At 59.1% G+C, this 21,817-nt stretch carries 23 protein-coding genes and 12 pseudogenes; 17 read left to right on the top strand and 18 right to left on the bottom strand.

Annotated features, from left to right (window positions below):
* Positions 1-357: 357 nt before the first annotated feature.
* Positions 358-1,382, bottom strand: a pseudogene (dinB, locus tag FFM81_RS26790) (DNA polymerase IV).
* 22 nt (positions 1,383-1,404) lie between these two features.
* On the opposite strand from dinB, the pseudogene FFM81_RS26785 reads away from it, so the two are divergent.
* Positions 1,405-1,900, top strand: a pseudogene (locus FFM81_RS26785) (DinB/UmuC family translesion DNA polymerase); the annotation flags it as partial.
* 392 nt (positions 1,901-2,292) lie between these two features.
* Here FFM81_RS26785 and FFM81_RS26780 read toward each other — a convergent pair.
* The 3 pseudogenes from FFM81_RS26780 to FFM81_RS26770 all read right to left on the bottom strand — a co-directional run.
* A pseudogene (locus tag FFM81_RS26780) lies at positions 2,293-2,885 on the bottom strand (AraC family transcriptional regulator); the annotation flags it as partial.
* A pseudogene (locus FFM81_RS26775) lies at positions 2,882-3,247 on the bottom strand (ATP-binding protein); the annotation flags it as partial. The pseudogenes FFM81_RS26780 and FFM81_RS26775, both read right to left, overlap by 4 nt.
* A pseudogene (locus tag FFM81_RS26770) lies at positions 3,237-3,545 on the bottom strand (IS21 family transposase); the annotation flags it as partial. The pseudogenes FFM81_RS26770 and FFM81_RS26775, both read right to left, overlap by 11 nt.
* Between FFM81_RS26770 and FFM81_RS26765 the strand changes: the two are divergent.
* Positions 3,546-3,788 (top strand): annotated as a pseudogene (locus tag FFM81_RS26765) (Mu transposase domain-containing protein); the annotation flags it as partial. It abuts the pseudogene before it with no gap.
* 119 nt (positions 3,789-3,907) lie between these two features.
* Here the strand turns inward: FFM81_RS26765 and istA are convergent.
* Positions 3,908-4,664 (bottom strand): annotated as a pseudogene (gene istA / locus FFM81_RS26760) (IS21 family transposase); the annotation flags it as partial.
* A gap of 242 nt (positions 4,665-4,906) precedes the next feature.
* Positions 4,907-5,044, bottom strand: coding sequence for a hypothetical protein (locus tag FFM81_RS26755; protein ID WP_173883860.1), 138 nt, complete (start codon positions 5,042-5,044; stop codon positions 4,907-4,909).
* Between the two features lie 295 nt (positions 5,045-5,339).
* Between FFM81_RS26755 and FFM81_RS26750 the strand changes: the two genes are divergently transcribed.
* From FFM81_RS26750 to FFM81_RS26740, 4 genes and pseudogenes are all read left to right on the top strand, one after another.
* Positions 5,340-5,549: a cold-shock protein gene (locus tag FFM81_RS26750; protein WP_003567907.1), complete on the top strand. Its 210-nt coding sequence runs from the start codon at positions 5,340-5,342 to the stop codon at positions 5,547-5,549.
* Between the two features lie 126 nt (positions 5,550-5,675).
* Complete coding sequence (locus FFM81_RS26745; protein WP_138385653.1) at positions 5,676-5,900, top strand: hypothetical protein; 225 nt, start codon at positions 5,676-5,678, stop codon at positions 5,898-5,900.
* A 29-nt stretch (positions 5,901-5,929) separates the two neighbouring features.
* Positions 5,930-6,309, top strand: a pseudogene (locus FFM81_RS32935) (DUF6481 family protein).
* A gap of 86 nt (positions 6,310-6,395) precedes the next feature.
* Complete coding sequence (locus FFM81_RS26740) at positions 6,396-6,671, top strand: hypothetical protein (RefSeq protein ID WP_003567902.1); 276 nt, start codon at positions 6,396-6,398, stop codon at positions 6,669-6,671.
* Positions 6,672-7,094: 423 nt separating this feature from the next.
* Here the strand turns inward: FFM81_RS26740 and FFM81_RS33360 are convergent, their stop codons facing one another.
* The 4 genes and pseudogenes from FFM81_RS33360 to FFM81_RS26720 form a co-directional block, all read right to left on the bottom strand.
* Positions 7,095-7,331, bottom strand: coding sequence for a response regulator (locus FFM81_RS33360; protein ID WP_173883859.1), 237 nt, complete (start codon positions 7,329-7,331; stop codon positions 7,095-7,097).
* A 158-nt stretch (positions 7,332-7,489) separates the two neighbouring features.
* A pseudogene (locus FFM81_RS26730) lies at positions 7,490-7,656 on the bottom strand (cysteine hydrolase); the annotation flags it as partial.
* A 55-nt stretch (positions 7,657-7,711) separates the two neighbouring features.
* Entirely contained in the window at positions 7,712-8,566 is an 855-nt protein-coding gene (locus tag FFM81_RS26725; protein WP_138385654.1) for a transglutaminase family protein, read from the bottom strand.
* A 62-nt stretch (positions 8,567-8,628) separates the two neighbouring features.
* Positions 8,629-9,018, bottom strand: coding sequence for a response regulator (locus tag FFM81_RS26720; protein WP_246401355.1), 390 nt, complete (start codon positions 9,016-9,018; stop codon positions 8,629-8,631).
* Between the two features lie 562 nt (positions 9,019-9,580).
* On the opposite strand from FFM81_RS26720, the gene FFM81_RS26715 reads away from it, so the two are divergent.
* From FFM81_RS26715 to arsH, 4 genes and pseudogenes are all read left to right on the top strand, one after another.
* The gene (locus FFM81_RS26715; RefSeq protein WP_425504985.1) at positions 9,581-10,117 is read left to right on the top strand and encodes a low molecular weight phosphatase family protein; all 537 of its coding nucleotides are present in this window, start codon (positions 9,581-9,583) and stop codon (positions 10,115-10,117) included.
* Entirely contained in the window at positions 10,117-10,812 is a 696-nt protein-coding gene (locus tag FFM81_RS26710; RefSeq protein WP_138385656.1) for an MIP/aquaporin family protein, read from the top strand. Before FFM81_RS26715 ends, FFM81_RS26710 begins: the two co-directional genes overlap by 1 nt.
* A complete protein-coding gene (gene arsC / locus FFM81_RS26705) occupies positions 10,809-11,231 on the top strand; it encodes an arsenate reductase (glutaredoxin) (protein WP_138385657.1) in 423 nt (140 codons plus the stop codon). Before FFM81_RS26710 ends, arsC begins: the two co-directional genes overlap by 4 nt.
* A pseudogene (gene arsH / locus FFM81_RS26700) lies at positions 11,188-11,934 on the top strand (arsenical resistance protein ArsH). The gene arsC and the pseudogene arsH overlap by 44 nt, the downstream one beginning before the upstream one ends.
* Here arsH and arsK read toward each other — a convergent pair.
* Positions 11,926-13,169, bottom strand: a pseudogene (arsK, locus tag FFM81_RS26695) (arsenite efflux MFS transporter ArsK). The pseudogenes arsH and arsK overlap by 9 nt on opposite strands.
* A gap of 96 nt (positions 13,170-13,265) precedes the next feature.
* On the opposite strand from arsK, the pseudogene FFM81_RS32930 reads away from it, so the two are divergent.
* The 5 genes and pseudogenes from FFM81_RS32930 to FFM81_RS26680 all read left to right on the top strand — a co-directional run bounded on the left by FFM81_RS32930 (position 13,266) and on the right by FFM81_RS26680 (position 16,076).
* Positions 13,266-13,753, top strand: a pseudogene (locus tag FFM81_RS32930) (DUF6428 family protein).
* 291 nt (positions 13,754-14,044) lie between these two features.
* Positions 14,045-14,128, top strand: coding sequence for a DUF2934 domain-containing protein (locus tag FFM81_RS32925; protein ID WP_246401353.1), 84 nt, complete (start codon positions 14,045-14,047; stop codon positions 14,126-14,128).
* Positions 14,129-14,147: 19 nt separating this feature from the next.
* Positions 14,148-14,582 (top strand): response regulator, encoded by a 435-nt coding sequence (locus FFM81_RS26690; protein ID WP_246401276.1) that lies wholly within the window; start codon positions 14,148-14,150, stop codon positions 14,580-14,582.
* A 151-nt stretch (positions 14,583-14,733) separates the two neighbouring features.
* Positions 14,734-14,928, top strand: coding sequence for a con-10 family general stress protein (locus tag FFM81_RS26685; RefSeq protein ID WP_138385658.1), 195 nt, complete (start codon positions 14,734-14,736; stop codon positions 14,926-14,928).
* Between the two features lie 248 nt (positions 14,929-15,176).
* Positions 15,177-16,076, top strand: a complete 900-nt coding sequence (locus tag FFM81_RS26680) for an NAD(P)/FAD-dependent oxidoreductase (protein WP_138385659.1) — start codon at positions 15,177-15,179, stop codon at positions 16,074-16,076.
* Between the two features lie 84 nt (positions 16,077-16,160).
* Here the strand turns inward: FFM81_RS26680 and FFM81_RS26675 are convergent, their stop codons facing one another.
* From FFM81_RS26675 to FFM81_RS32920, 4 genes are read right to left on the bottom strand one after another with little or no spacing between them, the layout of a single operon-like run.
* On the bottom strand, positions 16,161-17,165 hold the full coding sequence (locus FFM81_RS26675; RefSeq protein ID WP_138385660.1) for a DUF3618 domain-containing protein: 1,005 nt from the start codon (positions 17,163-17,165) through the stop codon (positions 16,161-16,163).
* Positions 17,165-17,581: a phage holin family protein gene (locus FFM81_RS26670; protein WP_138385661.1), complete on the bottom strand. Its 417-nt coding sequence runs from the start codon at positions 17,579-17,581 to the stop codon at positions 17,165-17,167. Before FFM81_RS26670 ends, FFM81_RS26675 begins: the two co-directional genes overlap by 1 nt.
* The gene (locus FFM81_RS26665; RefSeq protein ID WP_425504980.1) at positions 17,574-18,032 is read right to left on the bottom strand and encodes a nutrient deprivation-induced protein; all 459 of its coding nucleotides are present in this window, start codon (positions 18,030-18,032) and stop codon (positions 17,574-17,576) included. The genes FFM81_RS26670 and FFM81_RS26665 overlap by 8 nt, the downstream gene beginning before the upstream one ends.
* Entirely contained in the window at positions 18,013-18,543 is a 531-nt protein-coding gene (locus FFM81_RS32920; protein WP_246401271.1) for a hypothetical protein, read from the bottom strand. Before FFM81_RS32920 ends, FFM81_RS26665 begins: the two co-directional genes overlap by 20 nt.
* Positions 18,544-18,632: 89 nt before the next feature.
* Between FFM81_RS32920 and FFM81_RS26655 the strand changes: the two genes are divergently transcribed.
* The gene (locus FFM81_RS26655; RefSeq protein ID WP_138385663.1) at positions 18,633-19,250 is read left to right on the top strand and encodes a CGNR zinc finger domain-containing protein; all 618 of its coding nucleotides are present in this window, start codon (positions 18,633-18,635) and stop codon (positions 19,248-19,250) included.
* Between the two features lie 221 nt (positions 19,251-19,471).
* On the opposite strand, the gene FFM81_RS26650 is transcribed toward FFM81_RS26655, so the two are convergent.
* Complete coding sequence (locus FFM81_RS26650; RefSeq protein ID WP_425504979.1) at positions 19,472-19,732, bottom strand: hypothetical protein; 261 nt, start codon at positions 19,730-19,732, stop codon at positions 19,472-19,474.
* A 15-nt stretch (positions 19,733-19,747) separates the two neighbouring features.
* On the opposite strand from FFM81_RS26650, the gene FFM81_RS26645 reads away from it, so the two are divergent.
* Entirely contained in the window at positions 19,748-20,290 is a 543-nt protein-coding gene (locus tag FFM81_RS26645) for a sigma-70 family RNA polymerase sigma factor (protein WP_138385664.1), read from the top strand.
* Positions 20,291-20,413: 123 nt separating this feature from the next.
* Here the strand turns inward: FFM81_RS26645 and FFM81_RS26640 are convergent, their stop codons facing one another.
* Both FFM81_RS26640 and FFM81_RS26635 read right to left on the bottom strand, forming a co-directional pair.
* Positions 20,414-21,142, bottom strand: a complete 729-nt coding sequence (locus tag FFM81_RS26640; RefSeq protein ID WP_138385665.1) for a Crp/Fnr family transcriptional regulator — start codon at positions 21,140-21,142, stop codon at positions 20,414-20,416.
* A gap of 102 nt (positions 21,143-21,244) precedes the next feature.
* A complete protein-coding gene (locus FFM81_RS26635; RefSeq protein ID WP_246401269.1) occupies positions 21,245-21,649 on the bottom strand; it encodes a hypothetical protein in 405 nt (134 codons plus the stop codon).
* Positions 21,650-21,817 lie beyond the last annotated feature (168 nt).

The following is a 21,817-nucleotide window of genomic DNA, read 5'->3' as shown; positions in this document are numbered from 1 at the left end:
TTTTGCTGCCCATCCTGAATGACGACACGCCCGCTGATAACGCGGGCGTTTCTGTATCTGGCCCACAGCGAGGCGCTGAACTGGAGATTTCTTTCATCAGGAAGAGGTCGTGCATCCTCCGCATAACTGCACTGCAGCAAAGTCTATCTCATGTGCGGCGGGAATGGGTATTCTGGTTTTCATCGAAGCGATGCACCTCCTCCCGCAGAGCTTCGATTTCAGACGGCCCACTCCTCCTCCCAAGGGACGTCTGTCGGAACAGCGGCGCTCCTCCTCCAAGTCGCTGTTCGGGTCTTTTTGAAAAGCCTGCCGCACCTCCTCCCGCGGCAGGCTTTTTCGTTTTCAGGAACGGCTGCTTCAAAGTCCGAGATCGAGTTGCGGTTCGCGCCCGCTCTCTTCGGTGTTGAGCGAGGAAAGGGTGACCCCTAAGAGCCGCACCGGACGTTTGAACGGGAATACCGTGGCGAGCAGGGTCTCTGCAATCTCTAGCATCTGGTCGAGGACGGAGACGACTCCCGACACGGTCTGGCTGCGCGTCGCCTGGCTGAAATCCGAATATTTGATTTTGACTGTTACGGTCTTTCCGGTGATGTCGCGCGTCTCGCCGTAGCGGCGGACTTTCTCGGCCAATGGCCGCAGCTCGGCTTTGGCGAGAGCGAAATTGTCAATATCCTCGACGAACTTTTGCGGATTCGGTCGGGCCTGACCTGCCGTTCGTCGATGCCGCGAGCAATGCCGTAGAAATACGGGCCGGACTTGCCAAAATGCTGCTGAAGGAAGGCAAGGGACTTCGATTTCAGATCAAGGCCTGTCCTGATCCCGTATTTGCGCATGCGTTCGGCTGTCGCTGGCCCGACCCCATGAAACTTTTTGACGGGAAGCGCCTTCGACGAAACCCCGGGCCGTTCTTCGGCGTGATGACAGCTTGTCCATTCGGCTTGTTCAAATCGCTCGCCATCTTGGCCAGGAACTTGTTGTAGGGAATGCCGGCCGAGGCATTGAGGCCGGTGACGCCCTTGATCGTCGCACGGATTTCCAGTGCTATCTCGGTGGCAATCTCCATGCCCTTCAGGTTCTCGGTAACATCGAGATAGGCTTCGTCCAGCGACAGCGGTTCGATCAACGGCGTATATTCGGCGAAGATTTCGCGGAATCTGCTGCGAAACCGCTTTGTAGACATCGAAGCGCGGCGGCACAAGGATCAGCTCCGGGCATTTGCGCTTGGCCTTGACCGACGGCATGGCCGAATGCACGCCGAAGGCTCTGGCCTCGTAACTTGCGGCGGCCACCACACCGCGTGCCGCCGATCCGCCAACGGCCAGTGGCAGCCCGCGAAGCGCCGGATTGTCGCGCTGCTCGACTGATGCATAAAATGCGTCCATGTCCACATGGATGATTTTGCGCACACCGCGGGCGCCTTTGGCACTGCGCTTCGGGCGGAGGTCGGCCGCAGGCTCGATCAGATGTTCGGACGCGTCGTCGAACCGATTGACCCCATTCGCACAGCGGACCTGATCGAAGTGGCGCGTTCGTTTTCCGAGCCGATCGGGGCGACCGAGACCATCGCCAACTATATCCGCAAGCTCGTGGTCGAACTCTGCGCTGCGTTGGAGAAGCGCGGGCAGGGCGTTCGCCGCGCCGACCTGATCATCTCCGCGTCGACAACACTCTGCAGTCGCTGCGTGCCGGCACAGCCAAACCGGTGCGCGATATCCAGCGTCTGACAAAGCTTCTCTGTTCCAGCATCGAGCAAATCGATCCCGGTTTCGGTGTCGAGAAACTGTCTCTTGCCGCGACGATGATCGAGCCGTTCGAAGAGAAGCAGTCCATCTCCTCACTGGTCGAGGAAACCGTCGTCGACGTCACGCCGCTGCTCGACAGGTTTGGAAATCGCGGCCAGCCCACATCCGAACCTGATTCGCGTTAATCCGCCACGAACAGTGCCGGAATAGTGCCGCCGTTACCCGTCCCATTTTCCGCCGATAGTATCCGGTAGCCCTCCTGCCTCACCTCTATTGTTGCTTCGCCCATAATTGCCAATTCTCTGATCGGCTCCGTCGTGGAGGCAAGGTGGCGGCTCTGGATGTGAGAAGCGTGCCCGCGTGCCGGGGGCTGTCGATCCCAGATCCCGGCGTTACCGTCGCTTCTCTGATCGGCGGGGTGAGGTCGAGCTCTTTTCGAGCTTTTTCCTGAGCGGGACGAAGCAAGTTCATCGTCCATAGTCGGCCCATTGTAGTCACGGCACGTGCCGCAAAGGCCGACCAGTCTTGCTAAATTCGGCTACTCGGAAAATCAACTCGCGAAGTAGCGGGCCGGTGTTGTTCCCAATGCCTTCTTGAACATAACGAGGCGGTGGCGAATTCGTATCCCAAGTCGCTCGACACCCTCTGGACCGTCGCGCCGCTGGCGAGTTTGCGCAACGCGATGACGAGGTGCAGTTGCCGCCGCCATCGGCCGTTTCCTGGACCATCAGCCGCTTCAAGGATCGCTCACTGATGGCAACGTGTGCCGCCCAAATCGACCAGGGTGCAACGGTCGCTCGGCTCCGCCATCAGGGCAGCAGTGATCGCGGCGATTTTGGGATGGCTGGACGCGGGTAAGTCCAGCCCCTGTATCGGCATTTGCGCGAGTTCATCCAGCAAGACCCGCACCATACGGCCGACATGATCGTCCGGAGCAGAATTGACGGGTACATCCGCCAGTCGGAGGATCATCTCCCGGAGCATCGGCGACACAGACAGAGTGCAGCACTCCTGCGGCAGCTTGGCCGCTTCGGGTTGAACGAACAGATAGGACAGGCGTGCGTTGGACGTGACCTGGTTGCTGTGGGGCACGCCGCCGGGTATCCAGACCCCGCAGTCCGGTGGGACAATCCAGATGAGATCGCAGTCGCGATGTGCGTCTTGACCGTGCCGGGTCCGCCGACCAGAACGATGTTGTTTGCATTGTCTAGGAAGTCGCAGCGATGAAGCTGTTGCACGAGCGCCTCGTTGATCTCGCTGCTGGCGAAGTCGAAGCCATTCAGATCACGATAAGCAGGAAAGCGAGCGGTCTTGAGCTGATAGGCAGTCGAACGAACTTCACGTTCCGCGGTCTCCGCTTTGAGGAGCTGGGACAGGATCGGAATGGCAGCCTCGAACGCCGGTGATCCCTGCTCGGTGAGCTCCCCGACTGCCTGGGCCATGCCGTGCATCTTCAATTGCCGCAGCATGATGACGATCGCACCGCTTGCTGGATTATGACGCATGGCGGGCCTCCGTCTTTCTCAGGGCATCATATCGCTCGACATTGGCCTTGGGCTCGTTGATGAGCGTCAAGGCTTGCGGAGCATCGATGGTCGGCGGCGTGAAGGATTTGCCATCGACAAGGCGATGCAGCAGGTGCAGCACATGCGTTTTGGTCGGAATGCCGGACTTCAGCGCCATGTCGACCGCTGACAGGACGGCCTGTTCATCGTGTTGAAGGACGAGAGCCAGGATATCGACCATCTCCCGATCGCCACCCGGCATCTTCAGCAGGTATTGCTGCAAGGTCCGGAATGCATCGTCCCGGCGTCCTTCGCCAATCGACTGGTAAGCCTCCGGGTTTACCCAGACCGTGTTGTTGTCGCCGCAGAAGGACAGATCGTTTGCGAGCATCGTCGCGTCATTGATCGCTCCCACGACCGGCCGGGCCAGACGATCTACGACTGGCGGCATTATCTGGCGGTCGTGCAGCGCAAGCCAGGTGCGCTTCGCAATGGCGCACCGTTCGCCGAACTGCCACATGGGCAGATGCGTGGCACCATCGCCGACATCTGGGCGGAGGAAGCACCCGCGCTCATGCCCATTACCCGGCCGTTCGATGGGTTTGTCGAATACACCAAGCGTGTTTCACCGACCTGCCTCGTGCATCTGGACCGCAATCGCTACAGCGGCATCCTGAACGTTCTTCTCGACTTGCCCCTTCTCCCAACCGGACGCGGGATTGCAGAACTCGGGCTCGAACAGCTAGTGGCTGGCCATCGCCATGAAGCGGACGTTGACGTCACGCTCCTTGCCTCGACCGGCCTTGTCGATCGCCGTGCGCATATTGTCATAGATGCCGCGGCCGGGGATGCCGCCGAAGACACGGAATGCGTGATTGTGGGCATCGAATAGCATCTCGTGCGTCTGCAGGAGATAGGCCCGCACGACGAAGGCGCGGCTGTAGCTCAGCTTCGTGTGCGCCACCTGCAGCTTGGTTCGCTCATTGCCGATGATGGCCCAGTCTTCCGACCAGTCGAACTGGAAGGCTTCGCCTGGTTCAATCGCCAAGGGCACAAATGTCCCGCGGCACGTCGTCTGCAATTCCCTCTGACGATCATCACGCCATTCCCGAGCGAACGCCGCCACACGATTGTAGGACCATTCATAGCCGAGGCCGACAAGATCAGCGTGTAGCTGCTTCATCGTCCGCTTCTGCTTGCGGCTCTTCTTGGATTCTGTCTTCAGCCAGGCCGACAACCGATCTGCAAACGGATCGAGCTAGCTCGGCCGCTCCGGAACCTTGAACTTCGGCTCCACGCCGTCCAAGCGCAGGTATTTGCGGATGGTATTCCGGGATAGGCCGGTCCTGCGGCAAATCTCCGGGATCGATAGATGCTCTCGAAAATGCCAGCGTCGGATCACGCTCAATAACGCCATGTCGATCACTCCATAGCCCCCGCTGAAAACATGCGAGGGAAGGTTGGAATATGGGTCAATTCTCAATGGAAATATCAGGCCACGCCGGGTCAGTTCCCAGTGGCAATCAACAATACAGAAGGTTTCATACCATGCTGGCGTTCTTTTCTGCTGCTCAGAGGAGGGCGCGCCGTGCGGCTCTCGCTTACTGGCGCCGAGCCAGTGATGTGTCGCTCAGCCATTCCTGGCCCGGCACTTACCTTTCAACAGGCAGCAGAAGCGTCCGCCGGCAGCCCGCTCAAAAGCACGTCAACATGACGTTTGATAAAAGCGTCGTCGGTTTTTGCCTCGTAATCAGCGACCGCGCATACAAAAGGCCCCTTCGCCAGATTCAAAATCATCCCTTCGTCCAAGCCGGCGCGAAGCCGCCTAATTGCCGCAGACTTGCTGCTGCCATGCATCGAGCGTTTGAAAGTCTGCACAACTAGGAGGCGCAAATGCGTCGATTTGAAAACTAAGCGTTGACGCAGCGCTTTTTATCCGGTAGTTCTGCGTCATCGATCTTTTGCTTGCCGAGCTTTGTCTACCGCGCGATTGGCACCGCGCTTTAAGCGAACTTCCCTTTCAAAAATAGTCGGTTTTCATCCGCGTTGCGTCTGCTTCGCGGCTCCTCACTCATGCTTTGAAGGGTTCATCATGACCACTGGCACAGTAAAATGGTTCAATTCCACCAAGGGCTTCGGATTCATCCAGCCTGACAACGGCGGCGCTGACGCCTTCGTTCACATCTCTGCCGTCGAGCGCGCCGGAATGCGCGAAATCGTCGAAGGCCAGAAGATTGGCTATGATCTCGAGCGCGACATGAAGTCGGGCAAGATGTCGGCCTGCAATCTGCAGTCCGCCTAAGCGATATCGGCTTCCCTTTGACCACGGATGTACTGGCACTGCCGGAAGCAATTTATCAGTTTGAGGCCAGGCAGTTCGCCTGGCCTTTTTCGTTTTGGCCTCATAACCAACATCGAGGATAATTCAATGACAGAGACATACAGCAAATCTCGGCAGCAGGCTGAGACCGCCTTCGGCAATCTGCAGACGGAGTTCTTTGCCAAGAACAATGCGGCGGAAGAGCTCGAATCCGTCGTCCAGGCTCGTGATGCCAAGACTCTGAGGCTGCGCGAGGCGCGCCTCGCCAAGGAGCAAGCAGCGCGCATGTCTGTAACATCTGCGCTGCTTGCGAAACGATCCAAGCCTTGCTGATCGACCCCAACTAACATCAGGATAAAATTTTGAGACACGCGAGAAACAACGAGCTCACCGATCGACGCTCCGCTGCTGCGGACGCCAAGGCATCTCTTCTCACGGCTTACAGAGCTGCAAAGAAGGCGGCCGAGCCGTTACAATCCGCCAAGCAGGCTGAGCGCATCTCGCTTGTTGAAGCGCGCGAGGCGCGCCGTGCGGAACGGGAACGACTGCAGAATGAGGAGCGCTCCCGGGTCGAGACCCTTGCGGCTCAAGAGCAGGCGGCCGTCGAGGCAGCAGCGGCAGCAGAGGTCGAGGCGCGAGAGTCGGCCAAAATGCCCGGATCTCGCGGGTTGTTGAAGACGAGGCCGCCCGCAAGGCTGAACGAGACCGACGCTGTGCCGCCCGAAAGGCCCGGCAGGCTTAGCCTCCGGCCGCCTATGCGTGGTCTGTGTGATAGATCAGGGCGTGACACCGCCATACCCGAACTTACTCATTCCCTAGGAGCCTTTCATGGCACCGGATACAAACGAACTACAGGCAATCAACACGTCCTGGCAAATTGCGATCCAGGAAATCCTGCGCATGATCATCAGAGACATGTATCACGCGGGCGGTGAGGCGGCGTTTAACACGCATATCAAGCGGATCGAAGAAGCCGCAGTGGACAGCATCTACACGGATTTGAGGCTTCGCGGCACCGACGAATGGACGGAGGTGCTGGTCAAGGAACGGGCCAGCAACTTCGTGACGACCCTCCTGACGTCCTTTACCTACGATCGAGCGTAACGTCCCACCTGGCCTCCGTCAGCCAGCCTGGCATTCATCCTCGCTGGAGGCGGTCGATAGGCACACGAGGCAGGGGCAGTATCACCGAAGAACAAATCGCGTTCGGCATCCGGTGGAGTCTCACCGTCGAATCTCCCCGTCTTCTCGTCCTGCAGCGCGTCGCGCATGCCCTTCTTGCTTGCTCTTTTAGCTTTTCTCGAGATTCGTCGGCGGTTTTTGGATCCGTTCGAGCCGCATCGCTCCTAGGGTCAGGCTTGTTATCGTTCATCATGGATCTCCTTGCGTGCTGGTGGGCAACATAGGAGACGAGCTAAGGTTCCGATCCTTCGTTCACCCAGTGGCCGCGAACGTCTTATGCACGCCCCAAAGGCGCAACGTCTAATTCCGCGAGCGACTTGAATAACGCGGCGTCTCCGACCGGATTTAGCAAAAACTTGGCGCTTTCGGGGAGCTGTCGGCACTGGGATTAAAGCGGCCGGAGATAACCACAATTTTGCAATCCAACCAGCCCTCGCAAACGCGCCGGGCAAGTTCCAACCCGTCCATCGAGCCGGGCATGTCGATATCGGTCACGAGGGCCGCGTTGACGATATAGTTGCCGCGTCCGCAATCGCGCGCCTCGTCGGATTGTAAGCGATCGAGAACGAGAGTGGTTTCCAAGGACGGTGGCGAGGAACGCTCGCGCCGGCCTCGTATTCAGGAGGGCAACGCCTGACTGGTCGTCCTCGAACGGACGATCCAGTGAATGGTCACCTGATCGTGGAAGGGATCGAACTTAACTCCTTCCGCCACCTGATGTTAGAAGATCGTGTGTGGTTTCAGGCATGGGCGTTGCTTTTTAGAATGTCGTCGATATGGGCCGTCCAGCCAACAATTGTGCCTTTCGCGCGGATCATCGCGATGGCTGCGGTCTTGAACTCGGGAAAATAGCTTTCCGTCGCCTCCTCTGCGAGCAGGCACACTCATAGCAGCGGTCGTGCGCCTCAACTATGCGCGGAGCTATGATCTGGCTGAGGAGAGCAGGCGAACGTCATCTGCCGCTATTCTCGTATCTCGACCACCTTGACCGACACGTCCAAATCCAGGAAATCATCCGGCATTCCCATATATCCGCCGGTAACAGGCATTATCTGTCCATTGTTGCGGGCAAACGCTACGGGAATAAGAAAGGCTTCTCCCACTCGTCGATGGGTGGGATCAAACGCAATCCAGCCGGCTCCCGGAAGATAGACCTCGGCCCAGGCATGTGTCGATCCGCCGTCGCCGACAGATGCCCGCGGGTCGTAGATGTAACCGGAGACAGCACGCGCACCAAACCCTAAGCAGCGAACAGCTTCGATGAAAAGCGCTGCGATGTCCCTGCATGAGCCACTGGCCTGCTCCAGTGTTTGTTGCGGCGACTGTGTGCCTTCCTCATCTCGGATGCGATAGCTGACACTTGTCAGAATGCCAGCATTGATGTCTTTCAGGAGCGAAAGCGTGTCGGTCGGGCGGCTGCCCACAAACGCTCGGGCCCAATCTGCCACATGATTACCAGGAGAGGTCGCGGCGGCAAACGCGCCAAGGTCGGTCGAGTCTTCGGTCGAGTAGGTGAAGGGGTAGGAATGCGCCGAGATGTCTATTTTGAAGACCGGCCACGGGTCGGCGGTCTGCTCGACAACAGCAGCACTGGAGATCGTCAGTTCGGAGGTCCGTTCAGGAAACGTTACCGTCGCGATCGCGTTGCCGAAAACGTCCTTCGCCCAGTCGATCGACCCGCTCGCTGAACAGTCAATGCTGAAAGACAAGGTCCGAAGCTGTTGGTCGGTCCTGGGGGAAAGGATCAGGCGGTGCGCAAGCAGCCCGACGGGCCGCAAGTAACGATAGGTCGTTCGATGCTTGATCTGAAGTTTCATATGATTTCCCGGCAGCCAGATTTCCAGTCTATCTCAGACGGCGCTCGCAAAGTGTTCCCGCCCTACGAACTCCATTGTGGCGAGGAGACTTCTTCTCGATGTTCGGATTCGATGAGCACCTTGAAGCATGTCATTAGGGGCTCGGTAGCGTACGGCTTCCTGACAAATCTAAAGCGGTGCGGTAGCAACGATTGTCGCAGTTTTACGACCCCGGATGTCATAACAATCGCTAGCTTTGGCCATATTGAATGAATGCGCACCGCGAGTTGCACACCATCTATAGCGCCTTTCATATTAACGGAGGTGAACACGAGACTGACGTCGTCTCGGTTTTCCAGGATTTCCAACGCATCTGCGCCACTGGACGCCTCGACTGTCCCGTAGCCAGATCCTTTGCACGCAACGACCGCTTCCGCGCGGAGTATCCGGTTCTCTTCAACAATCAGGATCACGTGTTTTTGAGCATGGCCGTCTAACAACTTGATTACCCAGCAAAGAGTTTAACGACGAGAAGGCATCAAATCATCAATGTTGCGGCGCAGCAACAAGATATTCGCTGTTAGCCACATACGATGTCTCGTTCCAGGCGAAGAGCAGTCGGCTTCGGCCGGATGTATGGCTGGTCTCAGAACGACGTTGAAGCTGCAATTCCTCCAGATGAAGCCATGAGAGAATAGATAGTTTTCATCCCCATTGTTGGGCGGGAAATTGGCTACTCTTTGGGAGTATTCTGAGGAAGCAATGCCTCCGGCGCATAGCTGCACCCGCAGCATGAATTTTGCGGCCGATCGCGGCCGAGTATGATGACCTCATCGAACCAATGCACTTTCTCCCGCAGAGCTTCGAGTCCAGGCGGCCCACTCAATCCGTCATGTGATCCCATTTTCCGGCGACCGCACGTCATTCCTCTGGCGAATCTCTATGCCGGCAATGTCGGCTCATCGTTTCGTCGTTGCCATTCGTCGAGAAGCGAAAGCAAACGTCTTCTATGACTGGCAGGGTTCCCTAGTCTGGATGGAGACAAGCCAAAGGCTCGACCCTCAACTCGTTCGGACGGAAATCGCCAAGGCCGGCGGCGGACACGCTGTTCTGATGAGGACGAGATCGCACTTGGATGGTCGTTTCGATCCTCAGCGCCCGCCTTTGCTGGCGCTCTCCCAACGGAATCCGCGCGCCCTGAAGGAGCTGGCGGCGTTCGGCTATCCGTCGATGGCGTTCTCGTCGAAGAGCTGGGATGTGTTCGCCGAACAAGGCGCGCCGCAGATGGACTTCATCTTCACCGTCTGCGACAGCGCAGCCGGCGAAGCTTGCCCGATCTGGATCGGGCATCCGATGACCGCACATTGGGGCGTCGAGGATCCCGCCGCCGTCGTCGGGACCGAAGTCGAGATCAAGCGTGCCTTCGCCCAGGCTGCCCGCTTCCTCAAGAGCCGGATCATGTCCTTCATCAGCCTGCCGCTGACCTCGCTCGACAAGCTTGCGCTGGAAACACACCTCCGTCAGATCAGCGCCATGGAAGGTGCCAGCATCACGCAGCCGAAGGCAAACTGATGGACGGGTTCGATCTACGGCGGCGGCTGGTTGCCGAGGGACTGGGGACCGCAATGCTGGTCGCGACTGTGGTCGGATCGGGCACAATGGCAACATCGCTGACGCAGGACGTTGACCTGGCGCTACTCGGCAATACGCTGGCGACAGGCGCTATCCTGGTGGTGCTGATCACGATCCTCGGGCCGATCTCTGGCGCTCACTTCAATCCGGCCGTGTCGATGGTCTTTGCGATGTCCCGGTCACTGCCGATGCGCGACATCGGGGGATATGTGCTGGCGCAGATCGCGGGCGGCGTGGTCGGGACAATCGTGGCGCACCTGATGTTCGGTCTGCCGCTGATCGAACTGTCGAGCAAGGTGCGGACGGGTGGCGCCCAGTGGTTCTCCGAGGGCGTTGCAACCTTCGGGCTGGTTGCAGTGATCCTTGCCGGAATCAAGTTCGAGCAGAGAGCAGTGCCGTGGCTCGTCGGGCTCTACATCACCGCAGCCTACTGGTTCACCGCGTCGACGTCCTTCGCCAACCCCGCCGTCGCGTTGGCCCGGTCACTGACAAACACCTTCTCAGGCATTCGCCCTATCGATCTGCCTGGTTTCTGGGTCGCCGAGATTGCCAGTGCGGTTCTCGCACTTGCGCTGTTCACCTGGCTCCTGCAGCCGTCCACCTCATCGACAGTCTCATCGGAGGCAAAACTATGAATGTCACCATCTACCACAATCCGTCCTGCGGGACGTCCCGCAACACGCTGGAGCTGATCCGCGCAGCCGGAATCGAGCCTGTTGTCATTGAGTATTTGCAGAACCCACCGACGCGTGAGCAGCTTGCGACGATGATCGCAGACGCCCACCTGACTGTTCGCGAGGCCATCCGCGACAAAGGCTCGCCATATGCGGATCTCGGTCTCGACAACCCAGACCTGACCGATGACCAGTTGCTCGATGCGATGATCACGACGCCGATCCTGATCAACCGACCGTTCGTCGTGACGCCCCTCGGCACAAGACTCGCTCGCCCGTCCGAAGCTGTGCTCGACATCCTGCCTGACACCTTCAAGGGACCGCTCTTCAAGGAGGATGGCGAGCAGGTCATCGACCAGGAAGGAAAGCGAATTGCCTGATACATTCCCCGCCCTGCACGGCGAGCACCTTCAGTCCGTCGACCTCGATGCCTTGCGGCCGGCATTCTCGACACACAAGCCTCGCATTTTGGTCCTCTATGGATCGCTTCGAGAAGGTGTCGTATAGCCGTCTCCTTGCGTTCGAGGTCCGTCGACTGCTCGAACGGCTCGGATGCGAGGTCCGCATCTTCGATCCGAAGGGCCTGCCGCTTCCCGACGAAGCACCGGCCAGCCATCCGAAGGTGCAGGAACTGCGCGAACTTTCGCAATGGTCGGAAGGACAGGTCTGGGTGAGCCCGGAACGCCATGGCGCGATGACCGGTATCATGAAGTCACAGATCGACTGGATTCCGCTTTCGGTCGGATCGGTCCGGCCAACCCAGGGAAAGACACTCGCCGTCATCGAGGTATCTGGGGTAGCCAGTCCTTCAATGCGGTGAACCAGATGCGGATTCTCGGTCGCTGGATGCGGATGATCACCATTCCTAACCAGTCCTCGGTCGCCAAGGCCTATCAGGAATTCGACGCCGATGGCCGCATGAAGCCCTCGTCCTATTACGACCGAGTCGTGGACGTCTGCGAGGAGCTGGTAAAGTTCACTCTACTGACCCGCGACGCTTCCACCTATCTGACCAACCGCTACAGCGAGCGAAAGGAGCAGGCGGCCGAGCTGGAGAAGCGCGTGTTGCTGGGGTCAATTTGATGGGCTTGGGGCGGCGACGAGAGTTCGCTTCGTCGCCATCGCAACCGCCGCAAATGCGGCAATACCGATGGAGCCGAGAGCTGCGCTCAGGACGAGCGACGCGCCTATGCCGAACTGCTCCATCGTCGCCGCAAAGACAAAGGGGGCCGCAGCACCGGCAGCCAGTCTCGCTGCCGCCATCTTGCCTGTGAGCGCACCGTATCCATCCGAGCCGAACAGGTAGAGGGGCAAGCTGCCCTGCGCGATGCTGTTGATGCCCGATCCGAGACCGAGGCAGATCGAGAAGGCGACCGCGCCGGGGATCCAGTTGCCGGATGACGCCAGAATGACGACGCTGAGGACCATGAAGGTCGCGGAGACGACCGCAAGGCCGGGTGGTGCGAGCCGTGCCCCGAAGATCATGTTGATCAGGCGGCTGAGCACCTGCGCCGGACCGAACAGGGAGCCGATGACGACGGCAGCACTTCCGAAGCCGAGCGTTCCAAGCATCGGCACCATATGCGCCAACATGGCCCCCAAGGTGAAGCCGAGCAGCGCAAATGCGGCCGACACGGCAACTACGGCGCCCCGTCGTCGCTCATGTGGGATTGCCCCGACGACGGGCTCGCGCATCAGTCTTTGCCCGCTTGTGGCGCCATTCTTTCCCTTCCGCATGATCAGATGTGCAACGGCATGCAGATGGCAAGGTTGAGCCCGGCATAAACCAGATAGATCTCGCGCCATGAGAGATCGCCAAGCAGAGCCGTGGCGATCGGCCAGAAGATCGTGGAGGCAAACCCGGCAATCAGCGTGAGATAGGTGATACTCCGCGACGCGGACCGGGGATCGGCCTCCACCAGCGCCGCGAAGGCGGCTTGGTACTGGACCATACCGGAAGAAATTTCCATGAGGACGACGGCAAGGGCGAAGATCGCCACCGACGGTGACCAAGCACAAAGGATCAAGGTCGGCGCCGATAGCGCCGAGCCGACCGCCATAACGGTCGATGCCCCGATGCCGTCCATCTGCCGGCCGATTTACGGCGCTGACAAACCGCCAACGAAGAGCGACGCGGAGAAGATAGCGAAGACGTGCGTGACGGTGATGGCGAGGTCCGCCGCCATGCGGGGTGCCAGGATGCTGAAGCTATAGTAGAGGGTGCCGTAACCGACGATTTGGGTCAGGCCGAGCGCGGCAATGATGCCGACCGGGACATTCGGATTACGCAACGACGTCCCCCTCGCTCCTGGCAGCATCGGTCGTGCAGCAGCCTTCGGACTGCTCGACACTTTCGCGGATGATGGGATGTCCGCCACAGCAGTCCTCCATGAGGAACTTACAGTTCTTCCGACATCACCCTCGGCCATCTCCTCGATGTCTTGGCGGTAGCACCGGATGCCCCGCTCGTATTCGCCTATAATGGCAAGTCCATCCGGTCCGGCTATCATGTCACCGAGGTCAAGGCCGGACAGTTCTCGGCGATGGATTGCGGTACTAATCCGGAGGCTCGGTCCAAGATTTTCGTCCAGCTCTGGGATATCGATGAGGACGACAGAACCAGAACCCACATGCCGGCAGGCAAGTTCTCCGCGATCATTCGCAAGGTTTCTGATCATGTCAACGCGAGCCATCGGCGAAGCTCACATTCGAAGTCAGCGATGGCGTGAAGCCAATGGCTCTCTATTGTGCATCTGTGCCGGAACTCACTTCCGGTGTGTTCGAGGTCGCTCTCGCCGCGAGACCCGCAAGCTGCAAGCTGGGGGATCGCTGGCTGGCCGAGGACAGGGCCAAGACTGGCTGCTGCGGCCCATCGACTAGCACCTCCAAGTGTTGCGCTTGAGGCGAGGCGACAAGGTTGCTCCCGGCCCGTCGTCTTCGCGCTTGCTGCGGCTCGCCCGACTCGCTTTGCAAGCCCTCAGCCCGAGCCGCCTCCTTCGATCCACGCGGCGAGTTTCATTCGCAGCACAGACCCGACTTCGGTTGCTGTCGACGCTCAAAATGTTTCGCAGAGCGAGGAACCCGTTCAAGCCTTTCGAGGTTTAGTGCGGCGCGGTTGGCGAGGCAGGTGAAGCCGGATGTGTTTTCGGAAATTAGTCTCGCTCGAAGCACTGTGATTAGAGGACCAGGGACGATGACCGGTAACGCTGACGAATGGATCGCAACGCGAGCTTATGCCTTGTGGGAACTGGCGGGCCGCCCGTTCGGGGGGGGATGAAGTACACTGGCAGCAGGCCGTGCTGGAGCGGCGACTCCTGGAGGAGACCAAGGCCTCTTGCGATGGGCAGGAAGTGATTGATCGCACGCGGGCCGAACCGTTGAAGGCCCAAAGCGGTTCAAACGTTCTGGTCGTTGAGGACGAACCTATACTTCGCTACGATACGGTCGATATTCTCGAGCGGGCTGGGCACCGGGTTCTCGAGGCTGCGAACGCGGACGAGGCTTTGGTCTTCCTCAGACGGAACGACATCGACACGCTGTTCACTGACATCGATATGCCAGGTTCCATGGATGGCCTAGGCCTTGTCAAGAAAGTCAGGGCGGACTGGCCGTCTACCAAGGTCATTGTCACTTCCGGCCTTATCGCGCTGTCTCATGACGACCTTGAAACGGGCGTCGCCTTTATCTCAAAACCCGCATCGCGGTTGGAGTTGTTGAGGCTTATCGCCTGAGGGACGCTGCTCGATAACTCGTTTGCGGCGTAGAGTAGGCCCGTTTGAAAGGTGTCCAGTCGACTCCGTACGGTGCAAGACCAACAGGAAACCTTATCGGGTATTTGAGGTTCGCTTACCAGGGAATGATCCCTGAGTAAGGAGAAATAGAATGGCAAACCAAAGTGGAAACCAGTCCGGCGGCGATACGTCCAAGCGCGGCTTCGCATCGATGGATGATGAAAAGCAGAAGGAGATTGCCAGCAAAGGCGGTCAAGCATCGGGCGGCAACTTCAAGAACGATCCGGAGCGCGCCTCCGAAGCCGGCAAAAAGGGCGGCGAAAACTCCAGTGGCGGCAATCGCTAATTAGCCTGTTCGTGGATATGCCACGATTCCAGGGCTTTGCCCGGCCCTTTTATAAGCGTCGGTAATGATCGCTCTTACCAATTTCAGTGCGGAGATGACGCAAGCGCCAGCCGAAGATTTTCGATGCATCGAGGGTTGTTGTTAGCGGATGTGGAACTATTGCCGTTTGCTCGGGTTGGCCATGTCGTCAAACACTGGAGCAGCAGGATGCAGAATGGCATTGACGACGAACGCATTTATAAGACGAAGTGAAGGACTGCGTGGTCATTGGAGGTGGTCCGGCTGGCCTCACCGCGGCGATTTATCTGGCCCGCTTCCATCTTTCGGTAACGGTCTTCCACGATCACTCCAGCCGAGCTTCCATGATCCCTATGTCGCACAACCACGCCGGATTCCCGGACGGCATCAGCGGCATCGAGCTGCTGGCGAGAATGAAGGCCCAGGCCAAGCGGTACGGGGCAGCCATTCGAAGCCGGACGATCACGACGCTGCGCAAAGTCGACAACATGTTTGCGGCGGAATTCTATAACGGCAGCATCCGCTCTCGGACAGTTCTTTTGGCTACCGGCGTCGTCAACCGCCGGTCCGCTATGCCAAAGGCAACCCATGATGACGCCGTGGCTCGCGGCCTTATACGTTACTGTCCCGTCTGTGACGGCTTTGAGGTCACCGACAAGTCCGTTGGCGTTATTGGAACTGGAGGAAAAGGGTTCAGGGAGGCCATTTTCCTGCGAAGTTACACAAGGGACCTGACGCTAGTATCGCCCAAGAGCGTACATGATTTGTCCGAAACCGAGGCGCTGTCGCTGGCCGAACATGGAATAATAGTTGTGGCAGGTCCCGTTGCCGCGATCGAGCCGGACAATGATACGATCCGCATTACTACGCCGACGGCAAGCTACTCATTCGCGTCCATATATCCGGCTCTCGGATCCGACACATGTTCGACCTTGGCATCCCGTATCGGAGCGAGGCTCTCAGACGAAGGATGTGTTCGCGTTGATGGTCATCAAGGAACCACGGTGTCTGGATTTTTCGCCGCTGGAGACGTCGTTGCCGGTCTTGACCAGATCAGCCATGCCATGGGGCAGGCAGGGGTTGCTGCCACGACAATTCGTAACGAACTTGGCGAGCGAGCGGTGCGTTGATGACCATCGGAACGTCGCTGCTCTAGCGGATTTAATCAACACAGACGGGACGGCGGCGATTTCGCGCCGCCGTCAGTCCGACTTTTAAATTGATGGGCGATCACTGTCCTGCATACCTGCCTTGAACGCGTCGACCTCAGCGACGACACGATCCTTAACGGCGTCGTGGGCGTCTGACGCGACTTCAGCGGCCTTTTCGTAGAACTCCGTCGCCGTCTCTTTGCCTTGGTCGATAAGGTCCAGCGCGCGAGCGCCGAGTTCGTCCGTGGTCGAATCGGAGACCTCGCCAAGCAACTCATCTTCGACGTCGGTATGCGGCAACGCTGCGCCGATAGCCGCGCCCACGGCAAAAGCCAGGGCACCCCCAACCAGTGGCTGATCGCGGAACTGCGTGAGGATCACCTGGTTGAGCCTGCTCGTTTGGTCTTGGAGACTGGTCGCCGCTGAAGACGATCGGGCAGAGAGCGAATTGGCGGCCGCCGACGCACGTGCACCTATATCGCTTGCCGCGCTTTTTGCCTGCTCCCATCTCTCCGCCGCCCACCCAGTTGCGGAGTCGAACATTGCGCCCGTTTCATCGGCGATTTGATCGACGTGTCTGCCGGTGGCATCCGCAAACCCGCGATAAGTCTTGCCTGCTTCATCGACGAAGTGCCCCGCGCGGTGCCCCGTCTCATTGGTCAGCGCCTTCAGCCTCTTGCCGGAGCTATCTGCAAAAAGACTGTAGCGGCTTCCGTTCTCGATCTCAGGAGGACCGAGACGGCGAACCGGGCCATTGGCGGGATACAGCGGGTATTCAGGTTCGGGCTCGTAGCCGGTAGGCGGGCTTGCCGGGGCTCCTTTGGCCATGAGCCAGGCAAGGCTCACGCCGATCAACGCGACGGGTAGTGGATTTGCCTTCAGTGCTTGGCTAAGGTTGCGGACATACTCTCCCCCGCCGCTGCCCTTAGCGTAAGCAAGGACCTCATCGACCAACTGGCCAGGCGACATCCGTTCCTGAAGAGCGTCGATGCGATCTCCGATGCGCTGGCGATCTTGATCGATCTCTCGCTGAAGGTCGGCGGATGTTTTTTCGGTTGAAGTTCCCATCAGATTTTTTCCTTCACAACGTCGACGTCGCGACGAAGCGAGGTCGCGGTCCGATCGAGTTTCATATTACTTCCACGAAGGGCAGCGAGGCCTCGCGAAACCATCGCCCATGCGATGAGAGCGATGACCACGCCGACGATAAGAGAGGCCAGCGCACCGGCGCCTGCCTCGGTGAACCCCTGAGTCACCAGGAAGGCCGCAAGCCCAGCAACCAGGGCGCTCAACAGGACCGCCACAGCGCCAATCGCGAGGACAAGCCCGAAAATAATTACTTCTACGCCGTTGAGCGCTTGCGAGACCTTTTCGGACACCTCGGTCTTCGCAAGATCAATTTCCTTCCGCAGCAGGCCGGTGACATCAGCCAAGAGACCGCCAACGAGCTCTGAGAGGGGAATGCTATCGGGAGATTTAGCCATTGGTGTAGCCTCCGGTCACAGAGGGCGCCGCAGGGGTAACCGGGAGCGTCCCCCTCGTTGCTTCCATGGGCGATCGCTTGGCTGACGCGGTCAGAAATCTGCTTGCGCTCAATCCTGCAAGTGCTGCAATGCCCAGAAATGCTAGCGGCTCCCGGCGGCCGAATTCCTCAGCCATCGCCGCGATTTGGCCGATGTCTTTGTTCTGCATCTGCTTCGCGACCCTTTGAACGCTCCGTCCGATCTGCCGGGCATAGCGTCCGACTTCCGGTTGGTCGGATGCTTCCAGTTCAGCGCCAACTTTTTCAAGGGCCGTTGCTACGCCCCCGACTTGGCGAGCCGCGAAGTTCGCTTGCTCGGAAACCACCTCGTTGACCTTCTCAAGTGTGGTATCGGCGCCCTCCTTTATGGTGTTCTTGGCGGCGGCCATGTCATCAGCCAGCTTGTCTTTCAAGCCCGCGAGTGACGCGGAAGTTTGGGGCGAGGACCGCGCGCCCGGTGACTGCGATGATGTCTCGGAGGACGGCCTTGCCCCGCCTCCCGTTTCTGCGAATTCGTTTGACATTGAAGCCTCCCATGGCTGAAGCGGCGGTCGCCGCACTCACGAACCTTGACTGGCCGGCTTTGTTCCCAGGTCCCGCGCGCTGTCGCCCCCGCGATGAAATCTCCGCGGCCCGGACGGTCGCATCGACTATCCCTACGGAAGGAGATGTCGTGCGGTTGCAATCTCGCATCAGCAGGCTGACGGCCGCGCAACGAAAGCCATCTTGCGCCTTCAGCCGCGTGATTTGGCCTTTTGTCGAAGCGTATAGAAGGAGCAACAAGCCGGCAGCGGTGAAACGCGTCCCGGCAAACAGCAGGGGCGGCACGGCTTCGATGCCCGCCTTGGTCCCGATCCAGGTGCTTCCCCAGATGGAGCACAGCATGAAAAAACGGAGCTGATTTTTGTTGAGCCCGATGTGCATGGGAGTCTCACTTCTGTAACGGTTAAAAATTGTTTATCCCGTTACAACTCGGCCTTGCCCAAATCGTTCCGCGGAGCGTTTTTCAAGTCATGAGCCCGCAAAAGTCGATCAATGACGTCGGCCTTCCAGGCGGTCACCCGGCGCTTGACTTCGTCAATACGGTCGACAGTCGCGGTGAACGATGGGGGCCGGATTTCCTGAATAGCTATGATGACTTGGTGGCTTGGGCTTGTCGTCTCGGTGTCATCGATGACGAGGAACGCCGCATCCTGCTCGTCAACGCTGGCAGATCGACATCTGACGCGGAACATGAACTTGGCCGGGCAAAGGAACTTCGGGAAGCTCTCTGCCGCTTGTTCCTGGCCGAGGTTGACGAAAGCTCGATCAGCGAGGACGATCTGGAGCTTGTCGCCGACATGGCCCGACATGCGCAGTCACAGCGATCACTGCGCCGCGTTGCAGGCAACATCGAGTGGCGTCGTGCGGACGCCAAAGACTTGGATGCGATCAGCAATCGTGTCGCCCACTTGGCTGCCGAACTGCTGACGTCGCGAGACCGAGGCCGTCCTGTGCGTGCCTGCCAGGGTCCCAATTGTGGCTGGCTTTTCCTGGACCGATCTCGCGGCGGTCACAGGCGATGGTGCTCTGACAAAACCTGCGGATCGCATGCGAGAGTGCGCAAGTTCCGGGCTGTCAAGGCCGACTGAGTTGAGTTGCATCATGGGAAAGCGACATGGTGGCGGCAAGCCGGTCTTCCAGGCGCGCGTTACCCAAGTCGTGGAAGTGTTTCCCACGCGGCGGGATACGAAATGATGTGCTTCGCCCGGGAACGGCGACGAGCAATCCCTGGACCGCGCCGATATTCCGTGGTGCCGGGTGAAAAGCTCACAAAGATGGCAAGGATAGAATCGAGAGGCGGTTGCCCGCCTCAAATCGGCATCATCGCGTCGATAACGTAGAGCCCATCGGCATTTGTCAATGAGAACTTGCAGAGCTTCTCTGCGATCTCGAACAATTCCTCCGGCGCGTTGTCCGGCGTGAGTGCTGAGGGGACGCCGACGAGCTGCCGGATCTTGCCGCCGTCCCACACGCCATCGACGACTTCGAGCTTATCCGGAGGATCACCTGGGCTGCAGCGCTGGCTGGGGACTGAAATGCCTGTCCGTTCGATAAGGAGCTTTCCCTTCATCTCAGGAAAGAAAAAATGACAATTTTATCAGCTCAAAGCCATGCGCCCAAAACCGGAAAGCCCCCTGCCGACCAAGCCGCGAGGATCGAAGCCGAGATCGTCGAGCTCACACCAAGGTTGCGCGCCTTCGCCCGAAGGTTTCTGCGCAGCGATGACGACATCGATGATCTCGTGCAGGAAACCTTGGTGAGGGCGTTGAATTCCCTTCACCTCTATCACCCCGGCACCTCCCTGAAATCCTGGCTGTTCACCATTCTCCGAAACACGTTCTGCACCGATTATCGTAGACGGAAACGGGAGCCGGTTGGAACGGAGGCTGCGATCGAACAGCTCTCGGTCGCGCCGGCCCAGGAGTGGGCGCTCAGGGAGCGCGAGGTACAACGGGCGTTGACGCGGCTTTCCGATGACATGCGCCGCGCCCTGACGCTAGTCGCAGCCGGAACGAGTTACGAAGACGCAGCGAGAATTTGCGGTTGCCGGCTAGGCACCTTGAAAAGCCGCGTCAACCGCGCCCGTCAGTCCTTGAGCTTATTGCTAGAAAACCGGTCGATCGACTGATTGTGCTTCTGGCGGGGCCTTCCATCGGTTCGCGCGAAGTCGCACCCTTCGACCGATAAATCGCGCCGGTTGGGTCGAAATGTTCGATGAACGGCCGCGGTCGGATGTTTCGGTGTTGCGGATCTAGAGCTTCGATTTCCTCAGAGGTCCGATCAGCCGCTCGTATTCCTCCTCGGCCTTTCCGTAGGCATCGGCTGCGAACTCCTCCAGGCCTGCGCGATCTCTGATAATCACCAGGCCGCGGACGGAGCGGATGAAAAGGTTGCCTTCAAGCACATGCAAGGCCGTGGTGACGCTCGGCCGCCTGACTGCAAGCATCACGGAGATGAACTCGTGCGTGAGGGCGAGCTTGTCGCCGTCGATCCTGTCGTGGCACATCAAAATCCAGCGCGCCAGCCGCTCATCAACCTCGTGGACCGCGTTGGAGAGGGCGGTAAATCCCGCTTGGACTGCCAGCACATGCACACTCTTGTGGAGCAGGCCGGCAAAGATAGGCTGAGTTTTCATCAGATCCAGCAATTTCCCTTGCGGCAGCCGGTAGGCGAAACCCGGCACCTGAACAGTGACCTCGGTGATGCTGATACCCGCACCGATCGCCGCCGCGGTCGGTGCAAATCCGTCGCGGCCGAACAATCCGCCCTCGACACGATTGCCCTCCGGCGAAATGTTGATGACCGAACCCACTCCCGAGCACGGAAAATATGCATGATCGATCGGCGCACAAGCCTGGACGATAATAAAGCCGTGAGGGGTTTCGCAGGGTTCAAGATGGGAGGCGACAGCCGCGTACTCGTTCTGCGGCAAGAGGGCCAGCAGATGGTTCTCGCTCGGCTGTATGGTTATCTCTGTCATCTGCACTCCGAACTGGGCGGCATGTCACAGCCCGGCTCATCAGCGCAACTCGCAAAACGCCCTTTGGTTCCCGCGCCCCGTCCGGCAGCAAAAGCGGACAGCTCAGTGAATATCGGGCCGGCCCGGGCCGAACAGTGTTGCCACGATGGGTTTCATATCGGAGGAAAGTCCGCTCAGCACAAAGCCGCCAGGCGCCGCTTGCGACCGTCGATTACGGGCAAAGATGAAAGGGATCCGCCGTGCCTCCAGCCATTCGTTCATCCAGAGCATGGCCTCGTCGGGGATTGTAACGTCGATGATTACGGCGTCGAACAACTGCTCCTCCGTCAAGCGTTGAATCGCGCTGGAGACAACGATTGGCCCGATCACCGCTGCCTTAAGCGCAGCGAGCGCATTTCTCGCGTCCGCGGGAAGGAAGTCAGCCTCACCGACAATTAGGATCGTTTTGCCGGCGATCCGGCTGAGCAAATTCATGAGGGCGCCTAAATAAGACTTGAAGGTGATCATGCTATCCTGGCAATTCGGTCGGGCGGCCCGCGCCTAGGCGGTGGGTATCATGGTTCAGGTACCGCGCGCGAGTGGGTTTCCTGTCGAACTGGAGCACGCTGGGTTGGTTCCCTTATCCATTCGATCGCCATCCTTTTCGGGGTTGGTACGCTTTCGCACCAGCCATTG

The sequence above is a fragment of the Rhizobium hidalgonense genome (assembly GCF_005862185.2).
Taxonomy (GTDB): Bacteria; Pseudomonadota; Alphaproteobacteria; order Rhizobiales; family Rhizobiaceae; genus Rhizobium; species Rhizobium hidalgonense.
Note: the sequence above shows the minus strand (reverse complement) of the source record. Positions and strands in the feature narration are given on the sequence as shown.